Annotated in this window: 9 protein-coding genes; all 9 read left to right on the forward strand. The window is 66.2% G+C overall.

Annotated features, from left to right (window positions below; genetic code table 11):
- Positions 1-46: 46 nt before the first annotated feature.
- The 9 genes from ARTH_RS08575 to ARTH_RS08615 all read left to right on the forward strand — a co-directional run bounded on the left by ARTH_RS08575 (position 47) and on the right by ARTH_RS08615 (position 13,253).
- Positions 47-1,633 carry an anthranilate synthase component I gene (locus ARTH_RS08575; RefSeq protein WP_011691544.1) on the forward strand — a complete coding sequence of 529 codons (1,587 nt, stop codon included), beginning with the start codon at positions 47-49 and terminating at the stop codon, positions 1,631-1,633.
- Positions 1,633-2,262, forward strand: a complete 630-nt coding sequence (locus ARTH_RS08580; RefSeq protein ID WP_011691545.1) for a Trp biosynthesis-associated membrane protein — start codon at positions 1,633-1,635, stop codon at positions 2,260-2,262. The genes ARTH_RS08575 and ARTH_RS08580 overlap by 1 nt, the downstream gene beginning before the upstream one ends.
- Before the next feature lie 88 nt (positions 2,263-2,350).
- Complete coding sequence (locus ARTH_RS08585; protein WP_011691546.1) at positions 2,351-2,638, forward strand: HGxxPAAW family protein; 288 nt, start codon at positions 2,351-2,353, stop codon at positions 2,636-2,638.
- Between the two features lie 2 nt (positions 2,639-2,640).
- Entirely contained in the window at positions 2,641-3,459 is an 819-nt protein-coding gene (gene trpC, locus ARTH_RS08590) for an indole-3-glycerol phosphate synthase TrpC (RefSeq protein ID WP_011691547.1), read from the forward strand.
- 84 nt (positions 3,460-3,543) lie between these two features.
- Positions 3,544-4,875 carry a tryptophan synthase subunit beta gene (trpB, locus tag ARTH_RS08595; RefSeq protein ID WP_011691548.1) on the forward strand — a complete coding sequence of 444 codons (1,332 nt, stop codon included), beginning with the start codon at positions 3,544-3,546 and terminating at the stop codon, positions 4,873-4,875.
- On the forward strand, positions 4,872-5,690 hold the full coding sequence (trpA, locus tag ARTH_RS08600; RefSeq protein ID WP_011691549.1) for a tryptophan synthase subunit alpha: 819 nt from the start codon (positions 4,872-4,874) through the stop codon (positions 5,688-5,690). Before trpB ends, trpA begins: the two co-directional genes overlap by 4 nt.
- Positions 5,691-5,693: 3 nt before the next feature.
- Entirely contained in the window at positions 5,694-6,923 is a 1,230-nt protein-coding gene (gene lgt, locus ARTH_RS08605) for a prolipoprotein diacylglyceryl transferase (RefSeq protein ID WP_011691550.1), read from the forward strand.
- Between the two features lie 263 nt (positions 6,924-7,186).
- A complete protein-coding gene (gltB, locus tag ARTH_RS08610; RefSeq protein ID WP_043429663.1) occupies positions 7,187-11,803 on the forward strand; it encodes a glutamate synthase large subunit in 4,617 nt (1,538 codons plus the stop codon).
- Positions 11,796-13,253, forward strand: coding sequence for a glutamate synthase subunit beta (locus ARTH_RS08615; RefSeq protein ID WP_011691552.1), 1,458 nt, complete (start codon positions 11,796-11,798; stop codon positions 13,251-13,253). Before gltB ends, ARTH_RS08615 begins: the two co-directional genes overlap by 8 nt.
- Positions 13,254-13,331 lie beyond the last annotated feature (78 nt).

The raw sequence follows: 13,331 nt of genomic DNA on the forward strand, positions 1-13,331 counted from the left end.
CCACACGATTCAGGCACCACTCAAGAACAGGCGGAAAACCATAGCCATGCAGGACCTTGGAATCATCAGCCCGGGCCTCGAGGAATTCCGGGAGCTCGCCAGCCACAGCCGTGTCATCCCCGTCCGGCTGAAGGTCCTGGCCGACGCCGAGACCCCCATCGGGCTCTACCGCAAGCTGGCGAACGGCCAGCCCGGCACCTTCCTGATGGAGTCCGCGGCCGTGGGCGGTTCGTGGTCCAGGTATTCCTTTATCGGCGCCAAGTCCCGCGCCACCCTGACCACCAAGGACGGGCAGGCGCACTGGCTGGGAAAGCCGCCTGCCGGCGTGCCGGTCGACGGGAACCCCGTGGATGCCATCCGTGACACCGTGGAAGCCCTGCGCACCGACCGCTTCGAAGGCCTGCCGCCGTTCACCTCGGGCCTGGTCGGGTTCCTCGGCTGGGAAACCGTACGGCATTGGGAAAAACTCACCAGCCCGCCCGAGGACGACCTGGAACTTCCGGAACTGGCCCTGAACCTGGTCACGGACATGGCAGTGCACGACAACATGGACGGCACTGTCCTGTTGATCGCGAACGCCATCAACTTCGACAACAGCACGGAACGCGTGGATGAGGCATGGCACGATGCCGTGGCCCGGGTCAAGGCGCTGCTGGCCAAGGTCAGCACTCCCGTGGAACAGCCGATTTCGGTGCTGGAACCGGCCGCCCTGGACTTTGCCTCCAGTGTCCAGGAACGCTGGAATGAGCCCGACTACCTGGCTGCCCTGGACCGCGGCAAGGAAGCGATCGTTGACGGGGAAGTGTTCCAGGTGGTCATCTCCCGCCGCTTCGAAATGGAGTGCGGTGCCGATCCGCTGGATGTGTACCGGGTGTTGCGGAATACCAACCCCAGCCCGTACATGTACATCTTCAGCCTCGAAGACGCCGCCGGCCGGCAGTACTCGATTGTGGGTTCTTCCCCTGAGGCCCTTGTGACGGTCACCGGCGAGGAGGTCATCACCCACCCCATCGCCGGATCACGTCCCCGGGGCAAGACCGTGGAGGCGGACAAGACCTTTGCCGAGGAGCTCCTTGCCGACCAGAAGGAACGCGCCGAGCACCTCATGCTGGTGGACCTGTCCCGCAACGACCTCTCCAAGGTGTGCGTAGCCGGCACGGTGGATGTCACGCAGTTCATGGAGGTGGAGCGCTTCAGCCACATCATGCACCTGGTGTCCACGGTGGTGGGCAAACTCGCCCCGACCGCCAAAGCCTATGACGTGCTGAAGGCAACGTTCCCGGCCGGTACTCTCTCCGGCGCCCCGAAACCCCGTGCCCTGCGGCTCCTCGACGAGTTGGAACCGCACCGCCGCGGCATCTACGGCGGCGTAGTGGGCTACCTGGACTTTGCCGGCGACATGGACATGGCCATCGCCATCCGTTCTGCGCTGCTCCGCGACGGCCGCGCCTACGTCCAGGCCGGCGGCGGCATCGTTGCCGACTCGGTGAACCCGACGGAAGCCCTGGAAACGGTGAACAAGGCTGCCGCGCCGCTGCGGGCCGTCCACACGGCGGGGTCACTGCACAACATCACGGCCGATTCCGTTGCGGAGCCGGGCGATGCTGCCGGCACAGACACAGCGGCCCGTTGATGGGCGTCATGGCAGACAAGGCAAGCCAACCCGCCAGGAAACGGACCGGCGCTCCGGTGTGGGCGCGGAAGTCCACGCTGGTCCTGGTCATCGCCGCGATGGCCCTGGCCGCCTTCGGCACCACAACCCAGACGTGGCTGACCGTCCACCTGGACCCGGCCCAGCTGGGCCAGGCCGTCAACAGCCAGGACGGCCTGCAGGTACAGGGCAGCAAAGCGGCCACCACAGTCACCGCGCTGGCACTCGTGGCGCTGGCCGGCGGCCTCGCCGCCTCGATCGCCGGCCGGATTGCCCGCTGGATCATCACGGCGATCATTGTCCTGGCATCGGTGGGGATCGTGGCAGCAGCCGTGACCGTGATGGCGGACCCCCTCGCAGCAGCCCAGGGGTCCATCGCCGCCGCCACCGGCATCACCGGCAGCAGCGTCCAGGTGAGCGTCTCAGCCTTCCCGGCACTCGCCGTCGTCGCCGGCGTCCTGCTGGGGCTAAGTGCCCTGCTGATCATTCCGGCGGGCCGGCACTGGAAAGCGCGGACCAAATATGACGCCGCAGCGGCCGATGCATCCGATGGCCCCGCGGACGAGATCGACAGCTGGGACAGGCTGTCCCGGGGCGACGATCCCACGTAAGCCGGGACCGCCGGTGTCCCCGGCCGATGTCCAAGGTGCCGCCAAAAAATGGCAGAATGTAAGCAGTATTCATCCTGAGGAGATTTCCATGAGCAAAGCCACTGTTTCCGCATCCAAATCCGCTGCTGCCCAGAACGTCAACACCGGCGTCGACCACAGCGCAGACCTCGGCCACGGCAACAGCCCGGCCGCCTGGACGTGCGTGATCGTTATGCTGGTGGGCGCCCTCATTGCGTCCATCGCCTTTGTCATCGCCAGCACCCCGATCTTCATTGCCGGCGCGGCAGTTATGGTGATCGGCCTGCTGCTCGGCTGGATTATGCGGAAGGCCGGCTACGGCGTGGACGGCAGCAAGCTGAAGAACTCCGGCCACTAGCAGTGACTGTTCTCGATGACATCAATGCCGGTGCACGGGAGGACATGGAGGCCCGCCGGCGCCTGGTGTCCCTCGCCGAACTGAAGGACCGCGCCGCAGCGGCCGCGCCCGCACGTGACGCCTGGGCAGCCCTGGGCGGGGATGACTCGACGCGGAAGCAGCTGAAGGTCATAGCGGAGATCAAGCGACGCAGCCCCTCCAAGGGCGATTTGGCGAGCATCGCCGATCCCGCCGAGCTGGCCGTCCAATACGCCGACGGCGGTGCGTCCGTTATTAGCGTGCTCACCGAGCAGCGCCGGTTCAGCGGGTCACTCGCCGATTTCGACGCCGTCCGGAAAGCCGTCGACGTTCCGCTGCTGCGCAAGGACTTCACCGTCGACGAATACCAGATCTGGGAAGCGCGGGCGCACGGTGCGGACCTGATCCTGCTGATCGTCGCTTCGCTGACCGATGCGGAACTGCGCGACTTCAGCCAGCTCACCCGTGAACTGGGCATGAACGCCCTGGTGGAGACGCACACGGCAGAAGAAATCGAGCGCGCCGTAGCGGCGGACGCCCGGATTATCGGCGTCAACGTCCGCAACCTCAAGACGCTCGACGTCGACCGTTCCGTTTTTGCCTCCCTTTCCGGCGGCATCCCTCCGGAGGCGGTCATCGTTGCCGAGTCCGGTGTCCGCGGCGTGGACGACGTCCGGCATTACGCCGCGAGCGGCGCCAACGCCGTCCTCGTGGGTGAAGCCCTCGTGAGCGACGCAACCCCGCGTGAGCGGATTGCCGAATTTACCGCAGCCGGGGCGGAAGCCATCGCAGCACGGGTCTGACGACCGGGGCGCCCGGCATCAGTCTGCTGACGCCGGGTGCCACCCGATTTTTCTTATGAACAGTGGAACAGGATGGTGAGACCGATGGTCGACGCGCCAACAACCGGCTCTGATGAGGGCACCGCGGACGCATTTCTGCAAGGAGACCGGTCCCTGCGCCACGCGCCGGGTCCGTACTTCGGCTCCTACGGCGGGCGCTGGATGCCCGAATCCCTTATCGCGGCCCTGGATGAGCTGGAAGACACTTTCGAAAAGGCCAAGGCCGACCCGGAATTCGTCGCCCAGATCAAGGACCTGAACAAGAACTACTCCGGCCGTCCGTCCCTGCTGACCGAGGCCAAGCGCTTCGCGGAGCACGCCGGGGGAGTCCGCATCTTCCTCAAACGCGAGGACCTGAACCACACCGGTTCGCACAAGATCAACAACGTCCTGGGCCAGGCCCTGCTGGCCAAGCGCATGGGCAAGACCCGCGTGATCGCCGAGACCGGTGCGGGCCAGCACGGCGTAGCCAGCGCAACGGCCGCCGCCCTGCTGGGCCTCGAGTGTGTGGTGTACATGGGCGCCGAGGACTGCCGGCGCCAGGCCCTGAACGTGGCCCGCATGGAGCTCCTGGGCGCCACGGTCATTCCGGTGACCAGCGGATCGCAGACGCTCAAGGACGCCATCAACGAGGCGCTCCGCGACTGGGTGGCGAACGTGGACCACACCCACTACCTGCTCGGCACGGCCGCCGGTGCCCACCCGTTCCCGGCGATGGTGCGGTACTTCCACGAGGTCATCGGTGAAGAAGCCCGCGCCCAGATCCTGGAACAGGCCGGCAGGCTGCCGGACGCCGTCTGTGCCTGCATCGGCGGCGGCTCCAACGCGATCGGCATCTTCCATGGCTTCCTGGACGATCCTTCCGTGCGGATTTACGGCTTCGAGGCCGGCGGCGACGGCGTGGAAACCGGCCGGCACGCCGCCACCATCAGCCTGGGCAAGCCGGGTGTGCTCCACGGTGCGCGCTCGTACCTGATGCAGGACGACGACGGGCAGACCATCGAGTCGCACTCCATCTCCGCGGGCCTGGACTATCCCGGCGTCGGCCCGGAGCATGCCTACCTTTCGGACATCGGCCGCGTCAGCTACGAACCCATCACGGATGCCGAAGCCATGGATGCCTTCCGGGTCCTGTGCCGGACCGAGGGCATCATTCCGGCCATCGAATCGGCACATGCCCTGGCGGGAGCCATCAAGGTGGGGCAGCGCCTCGCCGCCGAAGCTGCAGCCGAAGGCCAGCCCGCGGACAGCAAGATCGTGATCGTTAACCTCTCCGGCCGCGGGGACAAGGACGTGGCCACGGCCGCCGAATGGTTCGACCTGCTGGACAAGGATTCCGTTGAGGCCGAGATCGGCAAAGAAGGGGAACAGCTGTGACCGGCGTTCAGGACATCACCAGCACCAGCAAATCGGCAGCCGCCATCGACAAGGCACGCGCTGAAGGGCGGGTCGCCCTCATCGGGTACCTGCCCGCCGGCTTCCCCAGCGTGGAGGACACCATCGCCGTCGGCATCGCGCTGGCCGAGAACGGTGCCGACCTGATCGAGATCGGGATCCCGTACTCCGATCCCGTCATGGACGGGCAGGTCATCCAGGCTGCCACCACGGAGGCCCTCGCCAAGGGCTTCCACGTCCGCCAGGTCTTCGACGTGGTCCGCGGCATCACCAGCAAGACCGACGCCGCCGTCCTGGTGATGACCTACTGGAACCCCGTAGTCCGGATGGGCGTGGACGAGTTCTCCCGCCAGCTGGCCGAAGCCGGGGGAGCCGGGCTCATCACCCCCGACCTGATTCCGGACGAAGCCTCCGAATGGATGGCTGCCTCGGACAAGTACGGACTGGACCGTGTGTTCCTTGTCGCCCCGTCCTCTTCCCCGGAGCGTATGAAGCGCACGGTGGATGCCAGCCGCGGCTTCGTCTACGCAGTGTCCATCATGGGCGTCACCGGTGCCCGGACTTCCGTCAGCAGCGCTGCGGAAGGCGTCGTTGCCGCCGCGCATGCTGCAGGAGCCGAACGCGTATGCGTGGGCCTCGGAGTCTCCAATGCCGGCCAGGTCCGCGAGATCGCGGCCTATGCAGACGGCGTAATCGTGGGCACCGCATTGGTCGCCGCCATCCGTGACGGCGGCGTGGACGCTGTCGCCGCCCTGACCAAAGACCTCAGCACCGGCCTGACCAGGGAAGAAGCCTAAACAATGCAGACTGTCCTCCACGCGGCGGCCATGCTCCCCGCCAGCATTCCGAGCCCGGACTGGTCCGGATTCGACATCCCGCTGCCGTGGGGGTCCCTGCGCATCCACGCCTACGCGCTGTGCATCCTTGCCGGAATCGTCGTTGGCCTGTGGCTGACGTCGGTCCGCTGGACCAAGCGCGGTACACCGGAGGGCAGCCTGTGGGACATCGCCATCTGGGCGATCCCGTTCGGCATTATCGGCGGCCGCCTCTACCACGTGTTCTCATCCCCGGACGCCTACTTCGGCCCCGGCTTTGACGGCACCGGTGATCTGTCCCTGATTCCGCAGATCCAGCGAGGCGGTCTGGGGATCTGGGGGGCCGTCCTGCTCGGCGCCGTGGGCGCATGGATCGGCTGCCGCCGCGCAGGCGTCAAGCTGACCGCATTCCTCGATGCCGCCGCTCCCGGGCTGCTGCTCGCCCAGGCGCTGGGGCGCTGGGGCAACTACTTCAACCAGGAGCTCTTCGGCGGTCCCACCACCCTTCCCTGGGGCCTGCAGATCGACGCCGACAACGCGAACTTCCCGGCTGGCATGCCGGCCGATACTCTCTTCCACCCGACGTTCCTCTACGAGTCGCTCTGGAATATCGCAGGCGTGCTGATCCTGCTGGCCCTGGACCGGAAGTTCCACTTCCGCCGCGGGCGGCTGTTCTGGCTCTACGCCATGTACTACACCCTGGGCCGGGTCTGGATCGAAGCCATGCGGATCGACGATGCCGAACAGATCAGCCTGTTCGGCATCACCACCCGGCTCAACGTGTGGACCAGCATCTTCGTCTTCGTTGCGGCGCTGATCGTGTTTATTGCACTGGGGCTCCGCAAGCGCGATGAACCGGACACCCCGTACCTGGCCGGCCATGTCCCGGCCGCCACGGACGGCGACGCAGACAGCGACGGCGCTACAGCGGCCGTCAGCGACGGCGCCACCAAGGCCGGGGACCGCGAAGACGGCGAACTGGCGGCTGTTCCGGCCGACGGCAAAAGCATCCGGCATTCGGACAAGAGTGTCTCAGATAGTGGGTCACGTGATAATCTCCCTGATAACCAAAGCGGTCCGGGGCACACTTCCGCCCCAACTGAAGCGGTGACGGAACCAGCCGTCGGCACCAGGCCCGCCAAGAGCCAGCCGGCGGCCGGCAACTCCGCTCACCAGGACTCCGGATCCGCGCCGGACACTGACCGCACCAAGTAGTCAGGGCCGGCAAACCGGGCAGCAGGGCTACCGCCCGCAGCGCCCGTTCCCACAGCGTCGTGGCACCAGGGCCCCATTCCCGTCAGCACAGAGCTGCCGACGGGTCAAGCCCAGGTCAGGGCCTGCGTAACTGTTAGTTCAGCAGGCCGGGCTGACCTACAATTTCCAGTAAGTAACACTTTGTTGTGCCCATCACACAGGCACTGCGAGTGGGGCCAACGTTGTCCCTTCCATACGCTCGATCAGGAGGAAGGACGTCTCCCATGACCCAAACTCTTCACAGCCCCAGTTGGTCCGAACCGAACCAGCCTGCAGCAGCCATGTCGCCGTTTAAACGGTTCGCGGCGCTGCCGGAGGCCGGTGGGCTCTACAACCCGGAGCAGGAGAAGGACGCCTGCGGCCTGGCCATCATTGCCACGCTCCGCGGGGAGCCCGGCTATGACATCGTCGACGCCGCCCTGACCGCCCTGCGCAACCTTGAGCACCGCGGTGCCGTGGGTGCCGACGAAGGAACGGGCGACGGCGCCGGACTGCTGATGCAGATCCCGGACGAGTTCTTCCGCGCCGTCACCGAGTTTGAGCTTCCGGCGCCCGGACAGTATGTAGCGGGTACGGCTTTCCTGCCGGCCGAGCAGCGTGAAGCAGATGCCGCCAAGGCCGGCATCGAAGGCCTTGCAGCCGACGAAGGCCTTACGGTCCTCGGCTGGCGCGAGGTCCCGATCGTGGCCGATCTTGTCGGTGCCATGGCACGGGCCTGCATGCCGTACTTCTCCCAGCCGTTCTTTGCCTCCAGCACCGGGGAAGTGCTGGAGCGCAACGAACTGGACTCCCGGGCCTGGCGGATCCGCAAGCGCGCGCAGAACAAGTTCGGCGTGTACTTCCCGTCGCTGTCCTCCCGGACCATCGTCTACAAGGGCATGCTGACCACCGCCCAGCTGGAGCCGTTCTACCCGGATCTTTCGGACAAGCGCTTCAAGACCAAGCTCGCGATCGTCCACTCGCGCTTCTCCACCAACACGTTCCCGTCCTGGCCCCTGGCCCAGCCGTTCCGCACCATCGCCCACAACGGTGAAATCAACACCGTCAAGGGCAACCGGAACTGGATGCGCGCCCGCCAGTCCCAGCTCGCAAACCCGCTCCTGGGTGATTCCCCGGAGGAGCTGTACCCCATTTGCACCCCGGGCGCCTCCGACTCGGCGTCGTTCGATGAAGTGGCTGAGCTGCTCTGGCTCTCCGGCCGGCCCATCACGCACTCGATCATGATGATGATCCCCGAGGCCTGGGAAAACCACGCCACAATGGATCCTGCCCGCAAGGCGTTCTACGAATACCACTCCCTGCTGATGGAGCCGTGGGACGGCCCTGCCGCCGTCTCCTTCACCGACGGCAGCCTGGTGGGCGCAACACTTGACCGCAACGGCCTGCGCCCCGGCCGGTACTGGATCACCGAAGACGGGCTGGTGGTGTTCGCCTCCGAGGTGGGCGTCATCGACGTCGAACCTTCCAAGGTGGTCAAAAAGGGCCGGGTTTCCCCGGGCAAGATGTTCCTGGTGGACACCGAGGCCGGCCGGATCATCGACGATGAAGAGGTCAAGGCTGAGGTCGCCGCCGCCAACCCGTGGGCGGAGTGGGTCAAGGACAACCTGATTGACCTTAACGACCTGCCGGAGCGCGAACACGTGGTGCACACCGCTGCGTCCGTGAATATCCGCCAGCGGACCTTCGGCTACACCACCGAAGAACTGAAGATCCTGCTGGGCCCGATGGCCCGCACAGGTGCCGAGCCCCTCGGCGCCATGGGCTCGGACACTCCCGTGGCCGTGCTGTCCAAGCGCCCGCGGCTCCTCTTCGACTACTTCGTGCAGTCCTTCGCACAGGTCACCAATCCGCCGCTGGACGCCATCCGCGAGGAGCTGGTCACGTCCCTGATGTGCGCCATCGGCCCGAACGGCAACCTGCTGGACACCAAGCAGGTCCGGCAGCCGCAGGTTTCGCTGCCGTTCCCGGTGATCAACAATGACCAGCTCGCCAAGATCGCCAACATCGAAACCCCTGACGGCGACAGGATCGCCATGAAGGTCCGCGGCCTGTACCGCCCCGAAGGCGGCGAAAACGCGCTGCGTGCCCGTCTCACGGAAATCTGCGAGCAGGTGTCCGGCGCCATCAACCGCGGCGTGCAGTACGTGGTGCTCTCGGACCGCGACTCGAACGCCCAGTGGGCACCCATCCCGTCGCTGCTGCTGGTCAGCGCCGTGCACCACCACCTGCTGCGCAGCGCCAACCGCACCAAGACCGCCCTGGTGGTCGAAGCCGGCGACGTCCGCGAGACGCACCACGTGGCAGTCCTGATTGGTTACGGTGCCTCCGCCGTGAACCCGTACCTGGCCATGGAGTCCGTGGAGCAGCTCATCAGCAGCGGCGACGTTGTTGGCGTGACCCCGCAGGACGGCGTCTACAACCTGATCAAGGGCCTCGGCAAGGGCGTCCTGAAGATCATGTCCAAGATGGGCATCTCCACGGTTGCCTCCTACACCGGTGCGCAGACGTTCGAAGCCCTTGGCCTCGGCCAGGAACTGGTGGATGAATTCTTCGCCGGCACCCACTCCCAGCTCGGCGGCGTCGGACTCGACGTCATCGCCGCTGAAGTGTCCGCACGGCACCAGATGGCCTACCCGGAGGGCGGCATCGAGCAGCCGCACCGACCGCTGCTCGGCGGCGGCGAGTACCAGTGGCGCCGCGACGGTGAGCCGCACTTGTTCAACCCGGAGACGGTCTTCCGGCTGCAGCACGCGACGCGTGAACGCCGCTACGACATCTTCAAGTCCTACACCCGGGGCGTGGACGACCAGTCCGAAAACCTCATGACCCTGCGCGGGTTGCTGCGGTTCAAGACCGGTGTGCGGCCCGTGGTGCCGCTTGAGGAAGTGGAGCCCGTCTCCAGCATCGTCAAGCGTTTCTCCACCGGCGCCATGAGCTACGGCTCCATCTCCAAGGAAGCCCACGAGACCCTGGCGATCGCCATGAACCGGCTGGGCGGCAAGTCCAACACCGGTGAGGGCGGCGAGGACGTGGACCGCCTGCTGGATCCCGAGCGCCGTTCGGCCGTCAAGCAGATTGCCTCCGGCCGTTTCGGTGTCACGAGCCTGTACCTGAGCAATGCCGACGATATCCAGATCAAGATGGCGCAGGGCGCCAAGCCCGGCGAAGGCGGCCAGCTGATGGCGCAGAAGGTGTACCCCTGGGTTGCCCGGACGCGCCATTCGACCCCCGGCGTCGGACTCATTTCCCCGCCCCCGCACCACGACATCTACTCGATCGAGGACCTCGCCCAGCTGATCTATGACGCGAAGCGTGCCAATCCTTCGGCCCGGGTCCACGTCAAGCTCGTCTCCGAGGTGGGAATCGGCACAGTTGCCGCCGGTGTCACCAAGGCCAAGGCCGACGTCGTACTGGTTTCCGGTCACGACGGCGGTACCGGCGCCTCGCCGCTGAACTCGCTCAAGCACGCCGGTGTCCCGTGGGAGCTGGGGCTCGCAGAGACCCAGCAGACCCTGATGCTCAACGGCCTGCGCGACCGCGTGGTGGTGCAGGTGGACGGCCAGCTCAAGACCGGCCGCGACGTCGTGATCGCCGCGCTGCTCGGCGGCGAGGAATTCGGCTTCGCCACGGCACCGCTGGTGGTTGAAGGCTGCATCATGATGCGCGTCTGCCACCTGGACACCTGTCCGGTGGGTGTGGCCACCCAGAACCCCGAACTGCGCGCCCGCTTCAGCGGCAAGCCCGAGTTCGTGGTCAACTTCTTCGAGTTCCTGGCCGAAGAGGTCCGCGAGATCCTGTCGGAGCTTGGCTTCCGGAGCATCGAAGAGGCAATCGGACACGCCGAAGTGCTGGACACCCGTGAGGCGATCAACCACTGGAAGGCCGAAGGGCTGGACCTGGACCCGATCCTGCACGGACTCGAGTTCGACGACGACGCCCCGCTGCGGAACCTGACCGGCCAGAACCACGAGCTGGACAAGCACTTCGACCAGCGGCTCATCACCATGGCCGCCGAGGCGCTGACCGACCGCACCCCGGTGAAGATCGCCGTGGACGTCATCAACACCGACCGCTCCGTGGGCACCATGCTGGGCCACGTCGTCACCAAGACGTTCAGCACGGACGTGCTGGCCACGGACACGATCGACATCACGCTGACCGGCACCGCGGGCCAGTCGCTGGGCGCCTTCCTGCCTGCCGGCATCACCCTGCGCATGTTCGGCGACTCGAACGACTACGTGGGCAAGGGCCTCTCCGGCGGCCGCATCATCGTCCGGCCGGACCGCACCAACGTGTTCCAGGCCGAGAGCAACGTGATCGCCGGCAACGTGATCGGTTACGGTGCCACCAGCGGCGAGATGTTCCTGCGCGGCCAGGTGGGCGAACGATTCCTGGTCCGCAACTCCGGCGCCACGGCAGTTGTCGAAGGCATCGGCGACCACGGCTGCGAGTACATGACCGGCGGCCAGACGCTCATCATCGGCCGCACGGGCCGCAACTTCGGTGCGGGCATGTCCGGCGGAACGGCCTACGTGCTGGACCTGCGGACCACCCGCGTCAATAAGCAGGCGCTGGAGTCCGGCGAACTGCAGTTGCGCGAACTGGATGCCGAGGACCGCGACATCGTGCACGGTCTCCTGGTCAAGCATGTCGAAGAGACGGAATCGCTGCACGCGCAGCGTCTGCTCGAAAACTTCGACGACACCGCAGCCCGCATTACCAAAGTCCTGCCGCGCGACTACGCGGCCGTATTGCAGACCCGTCTTGACGCGATCGAAGAGGGCCTGGACCCCGATGGCGAAGAAGTATGGTCTCGAATCCTGGAGGTGACCGGTGGCTGATCCACGCGGATTTCTGAAAGTACGTCAGCGTGAAACCCAGCCGCGCCGTCCCGTTCCCGTCCGCATCATGGACTGGAAGGAAGTCTACGAGGCCCAGGAAAAGGGTGTCCTGAAGAGCCAGGCCGGCCGCTGCATGGACTGCGGCGTACCGTTCTGCCATCAGGGCTGCCCGCTGGGCAACCTGATTCCCGAGTGGAACGACCTCGTGTGGCGGGACAAGGGCGAGGAAGCTATTGAGCGGCTGCATGCCACCAACAACTTCCCGGAATTCACCGGCCGCCTGTGTCCGGCACCCTGCGAGGCGTCCTGCGTGCTGGGGATCAACCAGCCCGCGGTGACCATCAAGCAGGTTGAAGTTTCCATCATCGATCAAGCCTTCGACAACGGCTGGGTCAACCCGCTGCCGCCGACCCGCCTGACGGGCAAGACCGTGGCAGTGGTGGGCTCCGGCCCAGCCGGCCTGGCAGTTGCCCAGCAGTTGACGCGCGTGGGTCACACCGTTGCTGTGTACGAACGCGACGACAAGATCGGCGGCCTCCTGCGTTACGGCATCCCCGACTTCAAGATGGAGAAGGAGCAGGTTGACCGCCGCCTTGAGCAGATGAAGGCCGAAGGCACCCGTTTCCGCACCGGAGTGGCCGTGGGCAGCGACGTGACCTGGGAGCAGCTCCGCCGGCGTTACGACGCCGTGGTGGTTGCCACCGGCGCTACCGTGCCGCGCGACCTGCCCATTCCGGGTCGCGAGCTTGAGGGCGTCCACTTCGCCATGGATTACCTTGTTCCCGCCAACCGTGTGGTGGCGGGGGAGCAGGTGGAGAACCAGATCCACGCCAAGGGCAAGCATGTGGTGATCCTGGGCGGCGGTGACACCGGCGCGGACTGCCTCGGCACTGCACACCGCCACGGCGCCGCGTCCGTGACCACGCTGGCGATCGGCAAGCAGCCGTCCGTGGAACGCACCCCGAACCAGCCCTGGCCCACGTTCCCCACGCTTTTCGAGGTGGCGAGTGCGCATGAAGAGGGTGGCGAGCGGACGTATCTGGCCTCCACGGTGGAGTTCGTCGGCGAAAACGGCAAGCTCACCGGCGTGAAGGTTGCCGAGACGGAATTCGTGGACGGCAAGCGACTCCCCAAGGCGGGCACCGAGCGGATCATTCCCGCGGACCTGGTGTTCCTGTCCCTGGGCTTCACCGGTGCGGAGCCGGCTGGCATCACTGATCAGGTCCACGCCGAATTCGACGGCCGCGGCAACGTGGCGCGTGACGGCTACTACATGACGAACACCGAGGGTGTGTTCGTTGCCGGTGACGCCGGCCGCGGACAGTCGCTCATCGTGTGGGCCATCGCCGAAGGCCGCGCCTGTGCTGCGGCGGTAGATAAATTCCTGATGGGAACTACGATCCTGCCTGCCCCGGTTGCCCCAACCGACCGGGCGATCGCCGTTCTCTAGTCGCGACTCTGCAGTCACAATCGGGGGACCACGGAAGTTCACCAGCGGTACAACTTCAATCCAGAAACAGACCAATAG

It is taken from the genome of Arthrobacter sp. FB24 (assembly GCF_000196235.1).
In the GTDB taxonomy this organism is placed as follows: domain Bacteria; phylum Actinomycetota; class Actinomycetes; order Actinomycetales; family Micrococcaceae; genus Arthrobacter.